Source organism: Chthoniobacterales bacterium (assembly GCA_018883245.1).
Classification (GTDB): domain Bacteria; phylum Verrucomicrobiota; class Verrucomicrobiia; order Chthoniobacterales; family JACTMZ01; genus JACTMZ01.
Genome location: VEQL01000006.1, coordinates 68,192 through 89,993 on the forward strand (window position 1 = coordinate 68,192; position 21,802 = coordinate 89,993).

Annotated in this window: 17 protein-coding genes and 1 other RNA gene; 7 read left to right on the forward strand and 11 right to left on the reverse strand. The window is 63.7% G+C overall.

Annotated features, from left to right (window positions below; translation table 11 throughout):
• Position 1: 1 nt before the first annotated feature.
• Together pbpC and FGM15_03690 are read right to left on the reverse strand one after the other, a co-directional pair.
• Entirely contained in the window at positions 2-2,545 is a 2,544-nt protein-coding gene (gene pbpC, locus FGM15_03685) for a penicillin-binding protein 1C (GenBank protein ID MBU3664965.1), read from the reverse strand.
• Positions 2,230-7,815 (reverse strand): hypothetical protein, encoded by a 5,586-nt coding sequence (locus tag FGM15_03690; protein MBU3664966.1) that lies wholly within the window; start codon positions 7,813-7,815, stop codon positions 2,230-2,232. Before FGM15_03690 ends, pbpC begins: the two co-directional genes overlap by 316 nt.
• Between FGM15_03690 and FGM15_03695 the strand changes: the two genes are divergently transcribed.
• On the forward strand, positions 7,814-8,413 hold the full coding sequence (locus tag FGM15_03695; protein MBU3664967.1) for an SET domain-containing protein: 600 nt from the start codon (positions 7,814-7,816) through the stop codon (positions 8,411-8,413). The two genes, FGM15_03690 and FGM15_03695, sit on opposite strands and share 2 nt — an antisense overlap.
• A 10-nt stretch (positions 8,414-8,423) precedes the next feature.
• Here the strand turns inward: FGM15_03695 and FGM15_03700 are convergent, their stop codons facing one another.
• The 4 genes from FGM15_03700 to FGM15_03715 form a co-directional block, all read right to left on the reverse strand.
• Positions 8,424-9,233: a TlpA family protein disulfide reductase gene (locus FGM15_03700; protein MBU3664968.1), complete on the reverse strand. Its 810-nt coding sequence runs from the start codon at positions 9,231-9,233 to the stop codon at positions 8,424-8,426.
• 239 nt (positions 9,234-9,472) lie between these two features.
• Positions 9,473-10,438: a glycosyltransferase family 9 protein gene (locus FGM15_03705; protein ID MBU3664969.1), complete on the reverse strand. Its 966-nt coding sequence runs from the start codon at positions 10,436-10,438 to the stop codon at positions 9,473-9,475.
• Between the two features lie 15 nt (positions 10,439-10,453).
• Positions 10,454-10,654 carry a hypothetical protein gene (locus tag FGM15_03710; GenBank protein MBU3664970.1) on the reverse strand — a complete coding sequence of 67 codons (201 nt, stop codon included), beginning with the start codon at positions 10,652-10,654 and terminating at the stop codon, positions 10,454-10,456.
• A 4-nt stretch (positions 10,655-10,658) separates the two neighbouring features.
• Complete coding sequence (locus FGM15_03715) at positions 10,659-11,465, reverse strand: hypothetical protein (GenBank protein MBU3664971.1); 807 nt, start codon at positions 11,463-11,465, stop codon at positions 10,659-10,661.
• A gap of 143 nt (positions 11,466-11,608) precedes the next feature.
• On the opposite strand from FGM15_03715, the gene ffs reads away from it, so the two are divergent.
• The 5 genes from ffs to FGM15_03740 all read left to right on the forward strand — a co-directional run bounded on the left by ffs (position 11,609) and on the right by FGM15_03740 (position 15,463).
• Positions 11,609-11,703, forward strand: an RNA gene (gene ffs, locus FGM15_03720) — signal recognition particle sRNA small type.
• Positions 11,704-11,776: 73 nt separating this feature from the next.
• Positions 11,777-12,709 carry a CPBP family intramembrane metalloprotease gene (locus FGM15_03725; GenBank protein MBU3664972.1) on the forward strand — a complete coding sequence of 311 codons (933 nt, stop codon included), beginning with the start codon at positions 11,777-11,779 and terminating at the stop codon, positions 12,707-12,709.
• Complete coding sequence (locus FGM15_03730) at positions 12,675-13,409, forward strand: ComF family protein (protein ID MBU3664973.1); 735 nt, start codon at positions 12,675-12,677, stop codon at positions 13,407-13,409. Before FGM15_03725 ends, FGM15_03730 begins: the two co-directional genes overlap by 35 nt.
• A 9-nt stretch (positions 13,410-13,418) precedes the next feature.
• Entirely contained in the window at positions 13,419-14,264 is an 846-nt protein-coding gene (locus FGM15_03735) for an acetyl-CoA carboxylase carboxyltransferase subunit beta (GenBank protein MBU3664974.1), read from the forward strand.
• Entirely contained in the window at positions 14,261-15,463 is a 1,203-nt protein-coding gene (locus FGM15_03740) for a bifunctional folylpolyglutamate synthase/dihydrofolate synthase (protein ID MBU3664975.1), read from the forward strand. The genes FGM15_03735 and FGM15_03740 overlap by 4 nt, the downstream gene beginning before the upstream one ends.
• A 169-nt stretch (positions 15,464-15,632) precedes the next feature.
• Here the strand turns inward: FGM15_03740 and rpe are convergent, their stop codons facing one another.
• Positions 15,633-16,265, reverse strand: coding sequence for a ribulose-phosphate 3-epimerase (gene rpe / locus FGM15_03745; protein MBU3664976.1), 633 nt, complete (start codon positions 16,263-16,265; stop codon positions 15,633-15,635).
• Between the two features lie 74 nt (positions 16,266-16,339).
• On the opposite strand from rpe, the gene FGM15_03750 reads away from it, so the two are divergent.
• Entirely contained in the window at positions 16,340-16,786 is a 447-nt protein-coding gene (locus FGM15_03750) for a nucleoside deaminase (GenBank protein ID MBU3664977.1), read from the forward strand.
• Here FGM15_03750 and aroQ read toward each other — a convergent pair.
• From aroQ to FGM15_03770, 4 genes are read right to left on the reverse strand one after another with little or no spacing between them, the layout of a single operon-like run.
• Positions 16,744-17,208 (reverse strand): gamma subclass chorismate mutase AroQ, encoded by a 465-nt coding sequence (gene aroQ / locus FGM15_03755; GenBank protein ID MBU3664978.1) that lies wholly within the window; start codon positions 17,206-17,208, stop codon positions 16,744-16,746. The two genes, FGM15_03750 and aroQ, sit on opposite strands and share 43 nt — an antisense overlap.
• Positions 17,205-18,221: an NAD(P)-dependent alcohol dehydrogenase gene (locus FGM15_03760; protein MBU3664979.1), complete on the reverse strand. Its 1,017-nt coding sequence runs from the start codon at positions 18,219-18,221 to the stop codon at positions 17,205-17,207. Before FGM15_03760 ends, aroQ begins: the two co-directional genes overlap by 4 nt.
• A gap of 42 nt (positions 18,222-18,263) precedes the next feature.
• The gene (queA, locus tag FGM15_03765; protein MBU3664980.1) at positions 18,264-19,382 is read right to left on the reverse strand and encodes a tRNA preQ1(34) S-adenosylmethionine ribosyltransferase-isomerase QueA; all 1,119 of its coding nucleotides are present in this window, start codon (positions 19,380-19,382) and stop codon (positions 18,264-18,266) included.
• On the reverse strand, positions 19,238-21,793 hold the full coding sequence (locus FGM15_03770) for a glycosyltransferase (GenBank protein ID MBU3664981.1): 2,556 nt from the start codon (positions 21,791-21,793) through the stop codon (positions 19,238-19,240). Before FGM15_03770 ends, queA begins: the two co-directional genes overlap by 145 nt.
• Positions 21,794-21,802 lie beyond the last annotated feature (9 nt).

A 21,802-nucleotide genomic window follows, 5' to 3' on the forward strand; every position in this document is an offset into this window, starting at 1 on the left:
GTCAGAGGGTGAGCACCGTGATGCGTGTCGTGGCTGTGCGGTTGCCGGAGCGCGCGGTGATGACGTGCTCTCCCTCGCGAAGCACGGCTCCCGGCCCCGGTTTGCCGGCGTCGCACGCAAGCGTCCCGCTCGACCACGTGATCTCGCCGGTCCCGTTTGCGACCAGGGGAATGCGCTGCGCGGAGGGCGGCAGGTCGGGATCGAGGAAATACACGGTTCCGGATGCGGGCGAGGTGATGCGGAAGTCCTCCTCGCGGGAAGCGCACGCCACGGTGTCGCCCAATCCGTTTTGCGGTCCCGCGAGCCATTCCCGGTATTCCGCGGGAAGCATGACGCGGCCCTTCGTGTCATAATCGTCCGGATTTTCGGGCGGAGGTGTATTTGCATAAATTTCCCGCACTGCGGCCGGGCACGAAGCGGCGACTGAGTTTCCGGTGAGCGGATGCACGAATCCTTCGCGCACAGCCGCCGGCCGCGCGAACCAGCCAGTGCCGCGCGTCGCATGAAGGTGATTCATGATCTCGCGCATCGCGGGTGCGGCTCCGGTCACCCCGGTGATTGCGCGCATCGGCTCGCCGTCGGGGTTTCCCAACCACACGGCAACGGTGAATTCCGGCGTGTAGCCGACCGCCCAGTTGTCGCGGTAGTCCGAGCTGGTGCCTGTCTTGCAAGCCACGGGAAAGGGGAACGCGAGATAAGACTCGAGCCCGAATGATGCGGCGCGCGCGCGGTTGTCGGCCAGCATGTCGCTGACAAGGTAGGCGGACGCCTCGCCGAAAAGCCTGCGCCCGGCGGTGTCGTCATTCGAACCACCGGCGAGGAGTCGGAAGCCGCGGTGGATTCCTCCGCGGGCCAGCGTGGCGTAAGCGTTGGCCAACTCGAGCAACCGCACCTCGCCGTTGCCGAGCGTGAGCCCGAGACCGTAATGCTCGGCGGGGTGCGCGAGGGTGGACAACCCGAGTTCGCGAAGCAGGCGGTGGAGGGCTGCGGGGCCGCCCGCGATTTCCAGCGCGCGAACCGCGGCGACATTCAGCGAGTTTCCCAACGCGTTGCGAAGGCTCACCGGACCGTGAAAACGATGGTTGTAGTTGTTCGGACGGTAGATGCCCGTTGGCGTGGAGAATGTCGCGGGCACGTCCGCCACGACGGTTGCCGGCGTTGCCCCGCGTTCCAAGGCGAGTAGATAGGTGAAGGGCTTCACCGCCGAGCCCGGCGAGCGTGCGATCCAAGCGCCGTTGACCTGGCCCGCGCCTGCGGCGAAGTAATCGCCCGATCCGGCCAACGCGAGAACTTCTCCGGTCGGGTTGTGCAGCACCACGGCGGCTGCTCCGTTGGCGTTGTGCTTTGCCATGCGGGCAAGCTGCGCTGCGAGGGCTTGTTCGACACGGCGGTTGAGACCGAGATCGAGTGTGGTGCGGACCGCTCCCCCGCTCCCGGGCAGAATCCCGCGGCGCTGGAGAAGAAGATCAACAAAGTGTGGCGCGGCGAAATCCTGCCGGTGGGGACGCAAGGCCAGCGGTTCGCTCGCGGCACGCGCGCAACCCGGGGCGTCGATTGCGCCGGTCTGCTGCATGCGCTCCAGAATCCATAGCTGGCGCTCCCGCGCTCCCGTGCGGTTGCGATGCGGATCGAGACGGCCGGGCGCTTTCGGCAGCGCGGCGAGGAACGCGGCCTCGGCCGCGCTCAGATCCGAGGGAGGTTTGGCGAAATAATAGCGGCTTGCCGCGGCGATGCCCGTGCGCAGGTTCCCGTAATCGAGGCGGTTGAGATACTCCGCGAGAATTTTTTCCTTGGGCCATTCCCGCTCAAGGCGCACCGCTTGCAGAATTTCGTGCAGCTTGCGGCCGAATGTGCGGGGCCCGGGTTCCTTGACCAATTGTTGCGTGATGGTCGATGCGCCGGATGCCGGTTCGGCCCCGCGCAGCCGGTTGAACGCGGCGCGCGCCACGGCGAACGGATCCACGCCGGGATGAAGGTAAAATCGTGCATCCTCGGCGGCGAGGGTTGCGGCGACGACGTGAGGCGACATTTCAGCGAGTCGCACCGGGCGGGAATAACGCAAGTCGTCCACCAGCATCACGCGCAGCGGTTCGCCGTTGCGGTCGAGAAATTCGGTGCTTTCCGGAGGCGGTCCGCACAATGCCGCGGGAACCGGGACAGCCACGCGCAGCAGCGCATCCGCGCCAACCCAGATCGCAGCGGCAGCGAGCAGGACAATTCCGATTTTTTTCACGGCGTGCCGGCCGGCAGGCTGGTCAACCGGCTGATTTCGCCGAGGCCGAAGCGCTCGGGACGATACATCGACTCGGCTTTTGTCGCGCCTGCGGTCGCTTCGCCCGCCATCCGCACGCGCGCCAAGTAGGTGAACGTATGGCCACCGGCCGGCATCGCGTCGCAGAAGTAGAGGACGCGATCGGACCTCGTCTCGCTGTGGCTCACAAGCCACGGCGTCTGATTTGCCGCACCCCCGACATCGCGGCTGACGAAATCCGGGTTGACCGCCTCGAGGATGGAAGGCAGCGGGTCGTCGATGGCGACGAACCACGCAGGGCGCGTGGTTTCAACGCGAAGTGTCACGACCAATCTGTCGCCCACGCGCAAATTTTCCGCGGGCTGGAGCGATCCGTCGCCGGCGATTTTCCGGTAGCTGCGCGAAACAGCGAAGCCGCGGTCCTGGCGCGGTTGTTCGCCGAGCGGCGGATAGACGGCGAATCGCGCCTCGCCGTAGAGCGGCGCGGCGGAAGGATTGTCCACCGACAAAGCCCCCGGTTGGTTTCCCGGAGTCAAGGGGAAGGTGTGCCCGAAGGCGGGTGTCTTCGCGCTCACCGCAAACGGCACTGACTCTGCCGCGGCCACGATCGTGCCGCGTGCCTCGCGCCGGTTGCTGTCCTTGCCTTCGACTTTCACGCGATAGTCCGCCAGGGCCAGCAGCGTCCAGGCGCAGCTCTGTGTGGTGCCGTCGCGGTTTGCCGGCCCGAATGCGAGCACCTCGGCCAAAAGGCGCGCGACTTCGCTGTTTTTCGGCTCGTAGTGCGTCCATGCAAGCAGGTGGATGGCGCGGTCGCGCGCGGCACCCCCGAAGGGCGAAACATCCTCGGGTGCGGCCTTGTCGGTCTTCAAAAGTTTTGCGGCCATCTCGCGCGGGCCATCGGCCTGCATGATTGCCAGGGCGAGAATGCAGCGCGCCTCGGCGGGCAATTCGGCGCGGCGGCGGAAAAGTTCCTCGTGGTAGGAAGCTTCGGCGCGCCCGGCCAAGGCCAAAGCGTAGGCGGCATAGACTTTCTCGGAGAGCCGCCCGGCCGAATCGTCATCAGCGAGTCCGCGCATCGATCCGGCGAGGTAATCCAGCAACTTTGACCATCCGCCCGGCATTTTCACGTCCTGCGCCGCGGCGCGCGCGAGGACGATAGCCGCCCAGGCGCTGGGGAAAGGCGCAGATTGGCGGCCGCCCTGCCAGAAGGCGAGGCCGCCGTCCGAGGTTTGGAATTCAAATATCTCGGCCACCGTGGCGTTCACCACCCGTCGCGTTTCCTCCGCATCGCGAGCAAACCCGGGCATGAGTGGTCCGAGCGCGGGCATCATCAACCACGGCACGAGGGCGGAGGAGGTTTGTTCGACGCATCCGTAGGGATATTCGACGAGGAAGCGTGCTTGTTCGCCCAGGCCGGCGAGGCGTGTGTTGGCCACAGTCACGTCCACCGTGCCTCGTCCCTCGGCGAGCTGCGGATTCACGCCTTCGAGGAGATTGTTCGATTTCCCGTCGAGTGGCATGAAATAGGTTTCGCGGAGCTGCAGCATCGGCGAACGGACAGGCAGCGCGGTCTTCACGCGATCACTGAAGGATGTGGAACCGGACCGCAATGTGGCGGACCATTCGAGGTCGGCCGTTCCTGGTTCGGAGAACGAAAGCGGGAAATCGGCGGCGCGCGATTCACCGGAAGGAATCTCCAGCGACGCGCTGTTTTTCCCCGCCGGCGACGAGAGTGTGATTTCGACGCTGCCATCCACACCGGTTTCGTTGCGCACGACGGCGCGGGCCGTGAGTTTGTCGCCTGCGTTGGCGAATTGTCCGAGCGCGGGCAGGATCATGAGCGGCCGTGAGATGTTCACACCCGATTCGCCGGATCCGGAGGCGAGGGGACCCGAGGTGGCCACGGCGACCAAACGGTAGCGTGTGAGCGCGTCGGGCGCGGTGAAGCGCGCGGTCACTTTGCCGTCATTCCCCGTCGCGAGCGAGGGCAGCCAGCACGCGGTGCCGGGAAAATTTTCCCGCAAAGACACAGGGCCTTCCTCGCCTCCTCCTCCGATGAGATAGCCCTTGTTGCCGAACTCGAGATCGTTCGGATCCTCGGGCAGCAGTTGCGCCAGACTCAGCCCCGTGAGCACGCGACTGGCGACAGGGGCGAGGAAGATATCCGCTGGGTCAGGACGCTTGAATCCGGTGAGCGCCAGCACGCCGTCATCGACCGCGTAGAATGTCACGCCTGCCCCGCCCACCGGTTTGCCCTTGTGGTCAGTCACGGTCACCGTCGTCACGATATCTTCGCCGGGCTGCACCTTGGGGCGCTCGGGAGACACTTCCACCCGCAAGTGTGCCCCGGGTTGCTCGACCTTCAGGGAGCAGGAGCCGAAACGGAAATCGGGAGCGGGGAATTTGCGCGGGCTGCCGTCCGCACCGCGCAGGATGACCACCGACATATCGACGTTGGGTGCGTCGTCTTCGCCGACCGGAATCTCGATCACCGGCGCGTTGCCGGTGAGTTCGATTTGCATGTTGCGCAAGATCGTGTCCCCGCGCTCGATGCTGACGAATGCCTTTCCGGCTATCGGTGTCTGCACGAGGATGCGCGCGGTTTCGCCGGGCAGATACGATGTTTTGTCCGGGACGAGGGTGACTTCCCACGGGTTGCGGTAGTCCCAAACCGTCTCGCCTTCGCCGGACACGTAGAACGAAGTTTCGGTGGAGACCGTGCGGCCGGTCTTGTCGCGGGCCGTGACGCGGACTTGGTGATGTCCGAGCGTCGCCGCCTTGAAACGCAAGCTTTCCTGTTTGCCCGCGGACCACCCCTCCGGGGTCCGGACCGGCGCAACGGTCGCGGCCTTCATCTCGGCCACGGGTTCCTTGACCGTCTCGCGGCGGAATGTCACGGCGCCGCCCGCGCCTTGCACACGGACGACATGGTAGCGCCAGTGCTTGATCGACACGGTCAACGCAACGGGGCCGGCGAAGGGTTTTCCGTCCGGTTGCACGGCCACGACTTGAAGTGGAATTTCTTCGCCGAGACGGATGACGCGTTCATCGTCCTGCGCGATGCCAAGGTAAAAATCCGATGCCTGGCGCGTGAACTCTGCCGCGCCGGTGACGGTCTGCTGGTTGATGTCGGTGACTTCAGCAGTGAGAATGCCGCGGTAGGGCGCGCCTTCCGGCGTGGGAAGCACGGGCTCGATGGTCGCCGGCTTTGTCCCGGTGATCTTCGTGTCGCCGCGCAGGGTCAGAGGTTTGGCATCCTCTTCTTCGGGTCCGATGAACGAAAACTTTTCGAAGCCTTCCGGGGCGAATGTCTGGCGGACGTATCGCAGGGTCCAACGCACGTCGGCATCGGTGAGTCGTCCGCCGAAAAAATATCGGCCGTCAACCGCGGCCTTCGGTGCCGGTGACCCGGCAGCAAAATCTTCGGGCATATCGATGTTCACTTCGAATGCATCGGGTTGATACTCCGCCACGATAAACGAGGCCGAGGCGATCGGGCCGCCCCCTTCGCTTGCAAGCTGGAGTGTGTAGTTGCCGAGCGGCGCCGCGGGTATGGCAAGGTCCGAATCGAAAGCCCCTTTCGCGTCGGTCTCGACTTCTTGGCGCAGGACCTCGTTGTATTCCGGGCCGCGCAGCACGAGCATGGCGGTTTGGCCTTCGGCAAGCGCCATTGCTCCCTTGTCAATCCGGCGCACAAGGCCTTTGAGATGCGCCGTCTCGCCAGGTTGGTAGAGCGGACGATCGGTGAACATCATCGCGCGGAGAGAGCTTTCCCGCGTCCCGGGCGACCAGGTGGCCGAATACCATTCGCCGATACGCAGGGCGTCGGCTTCGGGTCCCATCCGCAGCACGCAGGCGTCCTCGCCCGACTCGACGACGAGCCATGCCGGGACTGTGTCGAATTCCAGCGCGGCATTTCCCTGACGGTCGGTTTTCGCGGCGGCTGCCGTTTTGAATTCGCCGTCCAGCAGGCGGGTGGAAGCGCCGCCGACGGGTGCGGTTGTCGCGGTCGAGAAAACATGCGTGCGCACAGTCGCTCCGGTTTTTTGCCACAGGATGCCGAAGTCGGTGATCTGCACCAGGGCCTGGGCCGCGGGCCTTTGCCGCGCCGCGCCGGGCAACGGGTCGCCTTGCAGCTCGATGAGCACGGCACCGGCTTTTTTGCCGCCGAGCAGACGGTCCCAATCGAGTTCGATGGTCTGTTTGCGGTCGATCTGCGTATCGGGTGGCGCGACAGTCTCGTCGCAGAGCACCCGGCCCTTGAAGTCTTCCACCGGCACCGGTTCCCCGTCGCTGTATTTCCAGCGGTTCTCCTCGAAAATCGACAATGCCTTGGCTGTCTCCAGCGGCGGCAGAAGAGTCGCTTTGACGCGGATCGAGGCAAGATTCACGGAGCGCACGGGCAGCTTGCGGCGTCCGCCGAGGATCTGCGACATGGTCAACTCGGGCAGATAAATCCGCGGAAGCACGGGGGCGAATTGAACGGTCTGCTCGCGTTCGCCGTCAAACGGCTGCCCGACCGCCGAGCAGACGTCTTTGCCGATGGCGAGAGTGTAGTCCTTTCCTGTCTCGAACGCGCCGCGGGCCGTGGCTGTGTCATAGTCGATTTCCCAGCCTAGGTCCGCGGGCGCTGGCGAAATATGGAAGAATTTTCCCGCTGTCTCCGGGGTGATGTCCGGTGCGAGCGCGCCGGTGAACTCAAGATGAAGCGTCGGCCCCGAGTTGATGTAGTTCGCGGCCTCGGATTTTTTCAGCGTGAAGGGAGGAACGGTGCCGAGTTGCACCGCGTAAGGCTCGGCGAGTTTGTCGGTTCCCGACTGCGCCGGCAAACCCGCCTTCACCACGAGTTTCCATCCTGTGCCAGCAGGCAAAGGAACCGCTGGCGTGACGATCAGGCGCGCGGGGAATTCCTCCTGATCCTCGTCGGCGGATGGATCGTGAATAAGCTGCCAGCGCATGTTCCAATCCCCGGCATCGGCCGCGACGTTGAAGTTCCGCGCGTGGCGCACTTCGGCGGGCACCTCGCGGCCGGAGTTGTCGGTGAAACCGAAGAATTCCGCCTCGGCCTTCACCGGCAGCTGGAAAGCCAGCTTCACAATGACATCGGCCGGCACTTCGTCCTTGTTCCATACGCCGTCCGAGACCGCGGTGACTCCGAAGGGCGGCGTGCTCAATTCCGCGCGCCATGATGCGGCGGGCTTTTTGTCCGCGGTTGCGGGTCCTTCGCGGAGGCGCGCGGTCCAACGTCCGCCGAGTGGCAGAGGGCCATCCGGCACGAACACTCCGCTGCGCGTGCTCAGCCAGGTGAAAGTTCCCGGAAGGGCCGGATCAAAAACGACCGGCGAGTCTTTTGCGGGTCCGAGGTCCTCGCTTGAGATCACCGGTTCGGCGAAGCGGAACTCGAGCGTTGATCCTGGTTGCAGTTCGCCCGAGTCGGGCAGTATTTGAACGTAGGGTGGCGCGGCCGGGAGCGATTGCGGTCCGCAGAACACGGCGGCCGCCAGGAGGGCGAGGCGGATCATTTTCATCTGGGTGCCCCCGATCTTAAGGTGGGGCATTGGCATGGCGAGAAGATTGGCGGCAGTTCTTTCACTGACACCTTGCGTCTGCTATCAAGAGAGGTTTTCCATGAAAAAAAGCAGCAAAGCAAAGCCTGCTCCAACCAAGAGCGAATGGGCGGCGGTGAAGGGATCGAAAATCCACGGACGCGGCATGTTCGCAGCCAAGACGATTCCCCGGGGCACGCGCATCATCGAATACACGGGGGAACGGATCAGCAAAGCCGAGGGGTGGCGACGGGAGATGTTGCGCCAACGCCGTGCCGCACGCGGTGGCGACTGTTGCATCTACATCTTCGAACTCAACAACCGCATCGACATTGACGGACGCGTCCTCTGGAACACCGCCCGCTACATCAACCATTCATGCGACCCCAACTGCGAGTCCCAGATCGTGAGGGGCCGTGTCTACATCGTCTCGCTGCGCGCGATCCGTCCGGGGGAGGAGCTGACCTACGATTACTACTACGACTACGACCACTATCGCGACCACCCGTGCCGCTGCGGCGCCCGCACATGCGCAGGCTACATCGTCAAGGCGCCGCTGCGCTGGCGCGTCCGCAACGCGGCCAAAAAAGAACGCCGTCGCAAAAAATCCGGCTGAGCGCGTGCGGTCAGGGTTTCGCCAGCGCGGCCTCGATCGCTTTGTCCAGCCGGCCCCGCGGTGAGGCGTCGGCCAGTTTCCCTTCGCGGTTGAGCAGCCACATGGTCGGGACGGACTGGATCTTGAATCTTTTCGCGATCTCGTTCTCCCAGCCCTTGCCGTCGAAGAACTGCGGCCAAGTCATTTTGTTTTTCTTGGTGAATTCCTCGAGGGCGCCTTTGTCCTGATCGAGTGAAATGCCCACGATTTCGAATCCGCGGTCTTTGAACTTCCCGTAAGCCTCGACCACTTCCGGCACCTCCTCGACGCACGGCGGGCACCAAGTGGCCCAGAAATCCACGAGCACGACTTTGCCGCGCAGTTCGGCGAGATCGACTTTGCGTCCGTCCACTGAAGTGAAAGACAGCTCCAGCGGTTTTTCGCGCAGGGCCATGATATCGAGCGCGGTTTTCGCGGCGGCGGAAATTTCCTGGTCTTCGTTTTTTGCCGCCTCGTCATAAAGTTTTTTTGCCCTGTCCGGGTCGAATGATTCCAAGGCTTGGGCCTCGGTGAGGCGCAGGGCCGGCGTGCGCGCGTCGTCGGGGTGGGTCTCGAGAAACTTGTTGATCGCGGTGCTCAACGCCCTGGCCGAGGCCTCGGTGCGTTCGCGGTCGAAATCCATCGAGGCGATCTGCAAAAGGACGAGTCCGGCATCGGCGCGGATGTTTTCCGGCGCTTTCGGATCATTGGCGATCGACTCGAGTTCGTCCTTTTGGCTGGCGATCCCGGGATCTTTCTCCCCGAGCATCGCCACGGAATTGCCGATTTGCAGCATGGCCATGCGCGCTTCCCACCGGTTGGGGCTCTCCGGATAATCCTTGAGGAATTTTTTGAATCCCTCGAGTTGGGTCTCAAGGCGTTCGCGCAGCATTTTTTTCCCGGCATCTTCGTCCTGCGGAAGGTCGGCGGTGAGGTCCGCGGATTGGTTTTGCAGTGCCTCCCAGGCGGCGTCTTCCGTTTCGGGTGCGGCCGTGGCAATGGCCGCGGCTGCGATAAAAAGAAAGCAGGTGGTTCCGAGTTTCATCGGCGCGCATTGTTGTCCCCGCCCGCTCCGCTGGCAAGCAGGGCGTCCGATACGAGCCTCGATGCGGCTGCCAGCACCGTATCCGTCGGCAGGGCGGCGAGTTCTCCGCCCGGTGCGCGAAGGATCGCTACATGATCGTGCGGTGGAGCCCACACCCCCGGGTCGGTTGGACCGAAAAGCAACAGCGACGGGGTCCCGCAAAGCGCGGCAAGATGACTCACCCCGGTATCGTGGCCGAGATAGGCGCTTGCTCCCGCCAGGCGCCGCGCCAACTGCGGGAGCGGCAAATCGCGCCAGCATTCGACGTTTTTCTCCATGGTAAGTTCGCGCATCTCGTCCAAGGCGGCTTGATCCGCCTCCCCGGCCACAACCGCGACGCGCGTCTGTGGATAGGTTTCAAGCAGGGTTTTTGCCACGCGCGCCCAGCGGGTTGCGGGCCAATTCTTGCGCGGACTACCCGACCCCGGATGCAAGGCGATGACCGGCGTCGGATATTTTTCGGGATGCAAACTCAGCCTGAGCGCCCGCCGGGAAAAAGAGATGCCGAGTTCCGCGAGCGGCGTGGCGAATTGGTCGATGGCATGCGACGTTTCTGCCGGCCGGTGCGGGCCGATGACCAGACGCCTGACGCCCGATGCGCGGAGATTTTCGGCAAAGATTCCGTCGGGGTCGTAGAGGTAGCTGACGATGGTGTCGAAGGATGCGAAATATTCGCGAAGCTCGGGATCCATCGCGCCCCCGCGGGTGAAAAAGCGGGCGAGTGGCGCGTATTCGATCGGGCGCACGGCATCGACGAGCCCGCTATCCCCGGCCAATGCAGCAATGCCGGGGTAGGCAAGAACTTCGATCCGGGCGTCCGGCGATGCCGCACGCATTGATGCGATCGCGGGCAGGCTTAGGAGAAAATCACCCAGTGCGCCACCGCGGACAACAAGCGCACGGGAAAACGGTCGGCCGCTCACCGCGAGGGAAGGGTTCTAAAAACCTCCCTGCATGCCGCCCATCTGTCCGCCGAGGACACCCGTGCCCTCCCATTTGGCGGGCCGGTTCCAAGGGATCGAACTCATGCGTCCGCGCGAGGATGAAACACTTTCATCATTGCGCGTGGTCTCGCAACCGGTCGGGCCGCACACTGCGGCCAGCACCGCGAGCATGGCGAGCAGCATGTTTTTCTTCATGCAATCAATCGCGCTGCGCCTGGTAGATCACGCGGTCGCCCGGCATCACGCTCAGCCCGCGGGGCACGGTGCGCACGAGGATGTCGGCCACGGAGGTTGACGGCTCCACGGAGGTGACGCGGACTTTGCCGAGAAACTGGTTGCCGCGTTGCACGAGCATTTCCGCATTGGGCACCACTCCTTGGCGGTCGCCGAGGCTCAGGACGACGAAATTCCATGCTTGGTTGACGGCGAGGATTGTTCCGGATACGCCCGGGCGCATGACCCCTTCTTGGCGGGTTTTTTCTTTGCGCTGCAGCTCGGCCATCTGCGCGGCGAGGCCGGTGTTTTGGTCCTGAAGCTGGGCGTTGATGGTTTCCAATTCGGTGACGCGCGCCTGGACTTCGGCCAGTTCGGGCGCGGGTGCTTCGGTGTCGCCCGGCTTGGTTCCCGCGGCGACCTGCTGCTCGAGTTCTGCAATGCGCGTGTCCTTGGCCTGCGCGTCGGTCTTGACCTGCGCAAGTTCGGTCTCGGCAGCGGTGGCCTTCTGCTGTGCGGCTGTGGCTTCCTCTTTTGCCTTGGTCAATTCACCTTTGGCCGCGTCCCGCTCGCCGGCGAGTTTTTCCTTTTCGCCCGTCAGGGCGGTGATCTGTTGGTTTTTACCTTCGGCCTCTTTTTTGGTCGCGCCCAACTCTTGCGTGCGCGCCTGCAACTGCGACTCCACGTCAGCAAGCTGGGTGCGCGCGGCTACCATCTTGTCCCGGTTCATGTATCCAAGGACTGCTGCTCCGAGGGAGAGGATAATACTGACGATCAGGAGGGGTTTGGTCATGGGAACGACTTTCTTACTGGCGAAGATTTCTTATATCGGCGCGCTTGAATCGGCACAAGAACACTTTGCCGAATACTGCTATTGCGGGTGCGTCCTTGAAGCAAGGTTTGCTCCGCCGCAGTTATCGTTTAACCTTCTTTCGGCGCCGGGGGCCGTGGAGGTCCGACGGACGAACCCCGCCAGGGCAGGAATGCAGCAACGGTAGCCCGCTCGACCCTGCCGCGGTTCCCCGGCGTCCTTAATTGCTTGCCCCGAATCGGATTTGGGGCTGCTTTACTCGCGATCTTATCCGGCGCCGCGCGCGCCACGAAATGCGGATGCCGGCCTATCTCAAAATCTTTGTCTTTCTGTTCATAGCGCTCGCGGCCGGGGCATCGGTCGCCCCGCCGGTTTTCTGGTTCGGTCAATTTTTGCAGGCCTCGGGAATGTCCGACTGGCTCGCGGGTTTTCCCTTCCATCGTGTGCTCTCGCGGTGCCTGCAGATCAGCTTTCTGGTTCTTTTGTGGCCCGCCCTCCGGTGGATCGGCCTGCGCCGGCCATCCGAGTTGAATCTGCGGCGCAATCCGCACGCCGCCGCCGACGTGGCTGCCGGGCTGGGCTTTTCGAGTTTCGGCGTTGCCTTGCTGGTCGCGCTGTATCTGGTTGGCGGCTGGTTCGTCTTTGCACCCGCCCCGGCTTGGGCGGCCATCGGCCGCATCGTGGTCACGGCCTGCGTCGTCGGCGCGGTCGAGGAGATAGTTTTTCGTGGAGTCGTCCTTGGTATTTGTCTTTGGAGTCTGCCCGCAAGGATGGCGATCTTCGTGAGCGCCGCGTTTTTTGCCGTCGTCCATTTCCTCAAGCCCGCCAAAACGGAAATCGCTGCGGATGCAGTCGGATGGTGGAGCGGGTTCTTCGAGATGCTGAACCTTGCGCCGGGGCTTCCTTCCCCCGCGTTGCTTGTCTTGGGTCTGGCAAGTCTGCTCGTGGCCGGCTGGATCCTCGGTGAATGCACCGTGCGGACGCGATCGCTCTGGCTGCCCATCGGCTTGCACGCGGGCTGGGTCTTCTCGCAGCAGACGACCAACCTTCTCCTTCGGCCGACGTGGGCCGATCCCGCCGGATTTCTTCCGTGGGTGGGCCCCAACTTGGTCAGCGGCGCCGTGCCCACGGGGCTGCTGCCGGTCCTGGCCCTGCTGCTCACCGGACTGATGGTGCGTTTTTACCTCGGAAATGTTTCGCGCACGGCGGATTCGCAAGGTCTTTGAGCCGGCCGTCGGTCTGCTTTACCCGCCGCGGTGCGCGGGATGCGGGCGCGCAGCCACCGCGTTCGAGTGCGGACTGTGCCGATCCTGCCGCCAGTCGCGGCCGCGGTTGTCCGGCCCGCGCTGCGCAATTTGCAGCCAGCCTTACAGCGGGGCGATCACCGGGGTTTTTCGCTGCATGAATTGCGGCGACCGCGAACTGGCATTCGATTTCGCCACGGCCGCCTACCGCAGTCGCGGGGTGGTGCGCGATCTGGTGCACCAGTTCAAATACGGGCGCCGGCTGCACCTGCGGGGCGTGCTCGGACGCATGTTGTCCGAGGGATTCCGCGATGAACGTCTTTCGGCCTTGCACCCCGATGCCATCGTGCCGGTGCCCCTGCATCCGGCGCGTCAGCGCGAACGCGAATTCAACCAGGCCGAGTTGCTCGCGCACGAGGCCGCAAGGCGGATCCGGCTGCCGGTCCTGGATTGCCTGCGGCGGGGCCGCTACACGCTCACGCAGACAAATTTTCATCGCGAGGAGAGGTTCGACAATCTCGAGGGCGCATTCTGCCTTGCCAAAGGTGCCGATGTCGCCGGTCGCACCCTGGCAGTGGTCGACGACGTTCTCACCACGGGCTCGACGGCCAGTGCATGTGCTGCCGCACTCCGCCACGGGGGCGCCGCCGCGGTTGTTGTCATTACCGTCGCGCGGGGCTAAAAGGCTCGCATGGGAATTTTCCAGAAACCCGCTCTGAAGCTCAAACCCCGGGGCAAAAGCAATGTTCCGGAGGGTCTGTGGACCAAGTGCCCGTCATGTGGTGACGTCATCCACCAGATCGAACTGGCCCAGAACCTCCAAGTTTGCCCGAAGTGCCAGCACCACATGACGCTCGGCTCGGGCGAGCGCATCGACAGCCTTGTCGATCCCGGAAGCTTCAAGGAACGCGACGCCGATATGCTCTCGGTCGATTCGCTCAAGTTCCGCGGCGTCGCCACCTACAAGGAACGCCTCGAAACCTACCGCAAAAAAACCGGGCTCAAGGACGCCGTCATCACCGGCGATGCCGCGATCGGCGGGCACCGGGTCGGTCTGGCGGTCATGGATTTCAATTTCATCGCCGCAACCATGGGGTCCGTCGTCGGGGAAAAAATCACGCGCATCATCGAGCGGGCCACGCAAAAGAAATGGCCTGTCATCATTGTTTCCGCGTCCGGCGGTGCCCGCATGTATGAGGGGATGCTCAGTCTCATGCAAATGGCCAAGACCAGCGGTGCTCTGGCCCGGCATTCGGAAGCCGGCTTGCCCTACATCTCGATCCTCACGAATCCGACGACGGCGGGAGTCATGGCCAGCTACGCCTCGCTTGGCGACGTCATCATCGCGGAACCCAGATGCATGATCGGCTTCGCCGGGCCCCGCGTGATCCGCGAGACCACGCACCAGGAGTTGCCCAAGGGTTTCCAGACCGCCGAGTTCCTCCAGGATCACGGTCTTGTCGACATGATCGTGCCGCGCAATCGCATGCGTGCGGTGCTTTCTCAGCTCCTCGATTTTCTCGACCGTCGCAAGTGAACTACCGCGACGCGCTCGCGTGGCTCTACGGGACGCAGGCCTTCGGAATCAAGCTTGGGCTGGATAACGCGCGCCGCCTTTTTGTCGCTGCGGGCAATCCCCGGGACCGCCTGCGTTTTCTCCACGTCGCGGGCACCAACGGCAAGGGCAGCACCTGCGCCGTCATGGATGCCGTGCTGCGCGCCGGCGGGATGCGCTGTGGCCTTTACACCTCGCCGCACCTCGTTGACTTCCGGGAGCGTATCCGCTTGGACGGAGCGATGATTCCCGAGGCGGCGGTCGCCGAAGGTCTCGGTCTGCTGCGCGAATGCTCCTCGATGTGGGATCATGCCCCCACGTTCTTCGAGCTTACAACGGCATTGGCGGCGTGGTGGTTCGCGCGCGAAGGCGCGGATATTGTTGTTTGGGAAACCGGCATGGGCGGACGCCTCGATGCCACCAACGTGGTGACTCCGCTCGTTTCGGTCATCACGCCTGTCGGTCTCGATCACCAGCAGTGGCTTGGGAATTCGCTGGGCGCTATCGCCATGGAAAAAGCGGGGATCATCAAGCCCGGCATCCCGGTGGTTTCCGCACCGCAGGAGACCGAAGTGCGCGAAGTTCTCGAAGCCCGCGCGCGCGAAGTCGGTGCGTCTGTGCGCTTCGTGGAAGCCCCTTGCGAACTGTCGGTCGGTTTGGCGGGCGCGCACCAGCGATGGAACGCCGCGGTGGCTCTGGCCGCTTTGGATGCCGCGAGTTTGATGCCTGATGTCGAAACTTGTGCACGCGGACTTGCTTCGGTGCAATGGCCAGCCCGCTTCCAGCGCATCGGCGGCAATCTTGTCATCGACGGGGCGCATAACGTGCCGGCAGCGCGGGCCTTGGTTGCCGCATGGCGGGAAGTCTTTGGCGACACCAAGGCGCGCCTCGTCTTCGGTGCACTGTGCGACAAAAACCCGGAGGAATTGTTGCGCGAGCTGCGGGATATCGCGGACGAAGTCGTTCTCGTTCCGGTCAATAGCGGGCGTGCAGCAGCAACCGCCGAACTGCGAGCGGCTGCGGAGAAGCTCGGGTTTGCAGCAACAAGCGAGAGCAGCTTGGCTTGTGCGCTCAAGTCATGCGGTCGGAGGCCGGTGCTCGTCACCGGTTCTCTGTTTCTTGCCGGCGAGGCTCTGGCTTTGCTCGAAGGAAAAGCGCAGCCCGCGGCCTCGTCGCAGTAGAACCTATCCCGAAACGTGGCGGCGTTGCTTCTCCAGTCACGATGCGCAGAGGCATCGCTCCCTGCTCGCGCCTTGCCATCCGCTCCGCCATGAGTCTGCGCCACCCCGCGCGGTTTTGGGATAGGTTCGAGTGCGGAATCCCCATCGCCGGGCATGCCGGCGATTCCTATCAGCGAAGGGCTTCGATTTCCGCGCGCCGGTTCTTCGCGTGGAACACCGAAGTTCCGGCAACCATGACATTTGCACCCGCTTCGCGGCACTGACGACCAGTGTCGATGTTGATCCCCCCGTCCACTGTGATCAGGAAGTCCGGCGCCGCGCCTCTCCTAAACTTTGCCGCCTCGCGGATTTTCGGCAGCATGTCTTCCATGAATGGCTGCCCGCCGAATCCCGGTTCGACCGTCATCACCAGCAGAATGTCGAACTGGCCGAGGTAGGGCTCGATGGCACCGACCGGCGTATGCGGGTTGATCGCCAGCCCCGCTTTCTTTCCCGCCGCGCGGATGCGCCGCAAAGTCTCCGGAACATCCGCGTCGGCCTCGAGATGGATATCCACCGAAGCTGCGACAGGCAGATAGCGGTCAAGGTAACGGTCTGGGTTGGTGATCATCAGGTGGACGTCGAGCGGCAATTTCGTGTGCCGTGACGCCGCCTCGACAAACGCCGAGCCGAACGAGATGTTGTCCACGAAATGCCCGTCCATCACATCGCAGTGGATCCAGTCCGCGCCGGCGCGCGCCACGTCGGCGACCTCGTCGCCAAGGCGCGCGAAATCGCAAGCGAGTATGGAGGGGGCGACGATCGCTTGCACACGCGGAGGTTAAGGTGACGACGGACCAAATCCAAGGCTTCAACTGGCAGCCGGACGTTTTCTACATGCAGAACGCCCTCCGGTGCGCGCACAAGGCTGCAGCTGCCGACGAGGTTCCGATCGGGGCGGTCATCGTGCGCAACGGCGAGGTCATCGCCCGCGCGTGGAATCAGGTGGAATTGCTCAAGGACGCCACCGCGCATGCGGAAATGCTCGCCATCACCCAGGCGGAGGCCGCCGTCGGCGACTGGCGGCTCAACGAATGCGATCTTTATGTCACCAAGGAGCCGTGCCCTATGTGCGCCGGCGCAATCGTCCTCGCGCGTTTACGCCGCGTGGTTTTCGGCTGTCCCGATCCCAAGGCCGGAGCCGCGGGCGGATGGATCAACCTGCTGCAGAGCGAACCGCTCAACCACCGGTGTCAGGTGACGTCCGGCGTGCTCGGTGAGGAATCCGCGGCATTGCTGCGTCAGTTCTTCGGCAAGAAACGCGCGCCCATATCCGAGAGTTGATTGATCGAGGGTGGCTGTGCGCCGCGTGACAACGCCTGGATCTGGCGGCTGTTGATGCTGTCGATCTGCGGGCGCAGATTGCCCGATAGATCCGGGGGAGTTCCTTCGGGCAGCGGGGCCAGATTTTTTCTCCAAGCATGGATCCATTCCCACTGGATGCGGCGCGACGCCTCCATTTCCGCGGCGAAGAAGCGGCGCGTTGTTTCGGGTGGGACACCCGCCGCGGTGCCCTCGGCAATGACGGCTTGGAGCAGCGCGGTCTCGCGCGTCGCGTCATAAACCGGGAGTTCGCGCGAATATTTATACCACGCGATGTCCCGCGCGAGGGCCAGACGCTTTTGCGCGAGGGAGACCAACTCGCCGCCGGGCGAAGAGCAGGCGGCGAGCAAAACCGCAGTCATCAGGGGAAAGGCGTGCTTCATCGGAAATCGTTTTGCAGCACGATGCGGTAGCGCGCTTTACCGGACTCGAGGTGAGCGATCGCATCGTTCACTTTCGACATCGGGAAAGTTTCCGTGACCGGCGCGATATCGTGGCGCGCGCAGAAATCCAGCATTTGGGCGGTGGTGGCCGGGCTTCCGAGCGGCGACCCGGACACCGAACGCTGGCCGACAATCAGGGGGAAGGCGCCGATATTGAGCGGTTCGAGGACGGCGCCCACGAAATGCAGACGCCCGCGCGGTCCGAGCGTTTCGATGTAGGCGGGCCAGTCGAGCGGCACGTTCACGGTCACGAGAACGAAGTCCAGCGACCGGGCCAACGCTTTGAGTTGTGCCGGATCGCGCGAGTTGACCACGTGATCGGCGCCTAGTTGCTGCAGTTCCTGCTTTTTGTCATCCGAAGAAGTGAAGGCGGTGACGTCGCAGCCCCACTTGTCGAGGAACTGGATTGCCATGTGCCCGAGGCCGCCCACCCCGACCACGCCGACGCGGTCGGTGGGCTTGACGCCGAATTGCACGATCGGATTGAACACCGTGATGCCGCCGCAAAAAAGCGGGCCGGCCTTCGCGGGATCGACTCCTTCCGGGATGGGCACCGCCCAGACCCAGTGGGCGCGCACGCGCTCGGCGAATCCGCCGTGCCGTCCGATGATGGTGTCCTCGCCCTTGCTGCAAAGATTGTGGTCTCCGCGAAGACAATCCCGGCAACTCATGCAGCTTCCCGAATACCAGCCGAGCCCGACACGGTCGCCGACTTTGACGTTCTTGACGTGGTGGCCAGCCGCCACCACGCGGCCCGAGGCTTCGTGTCCGGGCACCAGCGGATACACCGCGTTGCCCCAGTGGTTGTTCAGCACGGAAATGTCCGAGTGGCAGATGCCGCAATAGTCGACGGCGATCTCCACCTGCTCGTCGCCGAGCGGTTCCTGCTTGTATTCGATCGGCTCGAGGGCCGAACCCTTGGATTTTGCGGCGTAAGCTCTGACGGTATCCATAAGGCGCTTTTAGCGGACCCGCCCCGGGGAAATCCAGCCCGATCAGACGATCAGCATGCAATCGCCATAGCTGAAGAAACGGTATTTTTCCCTGATCGCCTCGGCGTAGGCCTCCCGCATCAGCCCAGCGCCGGCGAAGGCGCACACCAGCACGAAGAGAGTGGACTTGGGCAGATGGAAATTCGTCATCAGCGCCCCGGCGTGGCGGAAAGCAAAGCCGGGCCGGATGAACAGATCCGTCCGCCCGCCGCACGCGCTCACCGCGCCGGGCGGGAGCGACTCGAGCACGCGGAGGCTCGTCGTGCCCACGGCGATGACTCTCCGCGCTTCGTTGATGCGCTGCGCGGTTTCCGTGCTCACCTCGTATTCCTCCTCGTGCATCCGGTGTTCGTCCAGTTGCTCCGCGCGCACGGGTAAAAATGTCCCCGGCCCGACATGAAGAGTGACAAAAGCGTGCGGCAGCGCCGCCAGTATTTCCCGCGTGAAATGCAGCCCGGCTGTCGGCGCGGCGACCGATCCGTTCCTCCGCGCGAAGACGGTCTGATAGCGTGTGCGATCTTCCTCGTCGTCCTCGCGTCCGAGATAAGGCGGGATCGGCATGTGCCCGAGCGCCTCAAGATCCGGCTCCGCCTCGAATTGCACGATTCGCGTGCCGTCCGATTCTTCCACCGACTCGATGCGGGCGATGGTGCCTGCCACACGGAATGAGTCGCCGGGACGCGTCCGCTTGCCCGGACGCGCAAAGGCGCGCCAGCGTGCGGGTCCCAGCCGCGAGAAAAGCAGCAGTTCGATCCGGCCTTCGTCGGCAAGAAGCCGCGCGGGTATCACGCGAGAATCGTTCAGCACCAGCAAGTCTTCCGGTGCGATGAATCGTGGCAGATCGCGGAACATGCAGTGCTCCAGCTTTCCGGCGGTGCGGTCCACGACCAGCATCCGCGAAGCCGAACGTTCGGGCAGGGGGCGCGAGGCCACAAGCTCGCGCGGCAGTTCGAAATCGTAATCGGAGATCCGCCCGCTCAACTGTTTTTCTTTTTCGCCACGCGTCCCAAGCCCGCGCGGTTGGCGGCCACCACGAGAAGGTCGGCCGCCCGCCTTTTGAGCCTCCTCCCGCGGTAGGCGAGAAAAACCACGAAGCCCGCGTAAGCGCTCGCCGACCACCATGGGATCCCGGCCGCGGCAAACTGCTGGTAGGCGAGCAGGCACAGCGCGAGGAAGTTGGCGAGAATGGTTGCGCCTCCCATTCGCAATTTGAGCGTGGCGCGCGTCAGGCACTTCGGTCCCCCGTGATATTCGGTCACCGAGCGCAGCCGGACCAGCCACCAGAAACTTCCGTAGATCTGGATGTCCCAGTCGTTCCAACCGGTGTCCAGCGAGTAGCTCCAGCCTTCGTCTTCCAGCAACCGCGTCGCCTCGGCCAGCAGCCTCTCGCGCCCGTGGCCCTGCTCGTTCCAGAATTCGAACTCCGTGTTGCTCCCTGCCGCATGGCGCGTCTCGAGTTCCTGCTCGGGCGTGCGGATGACGTTCTCCGGCGTGCGTTTGTATTTCAGCCAGGTGAAATAGCGGGTCCATCCGCGCACCAGCGGTTGCGTGAAGGCCAGGAATGTGACGAGCAGACGCGCGCGCACCGAGTCGAACTGCGGCTCCAGGCGCGCGTGCAGCATGTAGGACAGCGCCACGAGGAATGTGCCTCCGAACATGATGTAGGGCACGATGCGCAGGGCGGGAAAGCCGATCGAAAGAATGAAGACGAAGGCCGTGAGCATGACCCACTCAAGGCTCGCAAGGTAGTTCGCCACCTCCGAACGCGGTGTCGGATAAATACTCTGGAAAAGTCCCTCCCCGAAAACGCCGTGGTAAATCAGCGGGCGGTTGACCAGCCACGTGAAGCGCGGTGTCCCGTAGATCTGGCCCTTCCATTTCGCCGTGCCGGTCGGACCGAAAAAAACCAGGTGCTTGAATCGCAGCATGGATTCCGCCTCGCCGTAGCCTTCCTGCTGCTTGCGGAACGCCTGCAAAGTGAAACGCCGGTAATGCCAGACGATCGCCGCGGGGCTGAACGCGATGACCTGACCGGACTGCTGCAGTCGCCAGCAGAAATCCACGTCGTCGCCCGCCTTGCGATATTCCGGATCGAAACCGCCCACCGAATCGAACGCCCAGCGGTGGAACGCCATGTTGCAACCCGGGATGTGCTCGGCCACCACGTCGGTGAGCAGCACGTGGCTCGGGCCGCCCGGAGCGGCCGCCACGCATGCCTGGATCCAATCTTGCGCCGGCGGCGAAATGTTCGGGCCTCCCACGCCGGCGTAATCACCCGAAAGCAGCGTGCCCACGAGGTAGTAAAGCCAATCCGGGTCGGCCATGCAGTCGCTGTCCGTGTAAGCGATGATCTCCCCGGTTGCCGCTGCGGCGCCCGCGTTGCGCGCATAGCTCAAGCCCATGTTTTTCTGCCGTATGTTCCGGAAGTCCGGCAACTTCGCGCCTCCTGCCCGCCGCGCTTCGCGCGCCTTTTCCCACTCCGCAACCACGTCCTGAGAGTTGTCGGTAGATCCGTCATCAACAAAGACGATCTCGAAGTCCGGGTAATCCACCTTGTCGAGGGCCTCGAGGCAGTCGCCCAATGTTTTGCCCCCGTTGTAGGAACAGACAATGACCGACACCCGCGGATAGCGCTCCAGCGGCACGCGCTCCGCCACCGGTTTTTCGCCGGAGAAAAGTTCCTTCACAACGTGGAACGCCTTTTTCGTTTTGCGCTCGCGCGTGACCAGACCGAACGCCCAATCGAGGATTTCCTGCCCGCCACGGAACCACTCGTCGGTCCATGCGTAGATGATCGTGCCGGCCAATCCCCCGCGGACCACACTCTCGATGTGCCATGCGAGCATCTCCGCCTGCTCGTCTTCGGTATGGCGGATGGTGTCCATGCCGAATTCCCCGAGCATGAGCGGACGGTCCTCCGCGAGATTCTGCAAGCGTGCGAGATAGCGTTCGAACTCCGCCTGCTTGTGCAGATAGACGTTGAAGGTGAAAAAATCAGCGTTCTGCGGGAGCAGGTATTCCGTGGGCGGGAAGCTGGCGTAGGAGTAAAGCACGCCCGGGTTTTCCCGCTTCGCCAGATAGATCAGGTTTTCGAGGAACTCCGTGACGCGATGCGGCCCCAGCCAACGCACCATGTGGCTCGGGATTTCATTGCCGATGAGAAATCCGAAAATCGCCGGGTGTCCGCGGTTTTCCGAGACGGCTTCGACGACCGTTTTCTCGATCTCGCGGCGGATCTTGCGCTGGTTGAGGAACTCGATGTGCTCGGCCCACGGGATCGAAATGAGGCAGCGGATGCCGTGCTCCGCGCAAATGTCCAGGAACCAGGCGGGCGGAACATAATAGACGCGCACGAGGTTGATGCCCGCCTCGCGCATCAGCGCCATGTCGGCGCGCGCCTTTTCCGGTGTGCCGAAGTGCAGACCCGCGGCGTCCGGTGCGAACGGACCGTAGGTCGTTCCCTTGACGAAAAACTTCCGGTCGCCCTCGTGGAAAAATTTGGCTTGGACGCGGATGGGTGCGAGCTGGCTCACGGAAGCACG

Excerpts from the sequence above, each read along its gene's own strand:
- FGM15_03695 (MBU3664967.1), top strand. The coding sequence starts at position 7,814 with ATGGCGAGAAGATTGGCGGCAGTTCTTTCACTGACACCTTGCGTCTGC.
- FGM15_03690 (MBU3664966.1), bottom strand. The coding sequence starts at position 7,815 with ATGCCAATGCCCCACCTTAAGATCGGGGGCACCCAGATGAAAATGATC.
- FGM15_03700 (MBU3664968.1), bottom strand. The coding sequence starts at position 9,233 with ATGGCCATGCTGCAAATCGGCAATTCCGTGGCGATGCTCGGGGAGAAA.
- FGM15_03710 (MBU3664970.1), bottom strand. The coding sequence starts at position 10,654 with ATGAAGAAAAACATGCTGCTCGCCATGCTCGCGGTGCTGGCCGCAGTG.
- FGM15_03715 (MBU3664971.1), bottom strand. The coding sequence starts at position 11,465 with ATGACCAAACCCCTCCTGATCGTCAGTATTATCCTCTCCCTCGGAGCA.
- FGM15_03725 (MBU3664972.1), top strand. The coding sequence starts at position 11,777 with ATGCGGATGCCGGCCTATCTCAAAATCTTTGTCTTTCTGTTCATAGCG.
- FGM15_03730 (MBU3664973.1), top strand. The coding sequence starts at position 12,675 with ATGTTTCGCGCACGGCGGATTCGCAAGGTCTTTGAGCCGGCCGTCGGT.
- FGM15_03735 (MBU3664974.1), top strand. The coding sequence starts at position 13,419 with ATGGGAATTTTCCAGAAACCCGCTCTGAAGCTCAAACCCCGGGGCAAA.
- FGM15_03750 (MBU3664977.1), top strand. The coding sequence starts at position 16,340 with ATGCAGAACGCCCTCCGGTGCGCGCACAAGGCTGCAGCTGCCGACGAG.
- aroQ (MBU3664978.1), bottom strand. The coding sequence starts at position 17,208 with ATGAAGCACGCCTTTCCCCTGATGACTGCGGTTTTGCTCGCCGCCTGC.
- FGM15_03760 (MBU3664979.1), bottom strand. The coding sequence starts at position 18,221 with ATGGATACCGTCAGAGCTTACGCCGCAAAATCCAAGGGTTCGGCCCTC.
- queA (MBU3664980.1), bottom strand. The coding sequence starts at position 19,382 with ATGGTGGTCGGCGAGCGCTTACGCGGGCTTCGTGGTTTTTCTCGCCTA.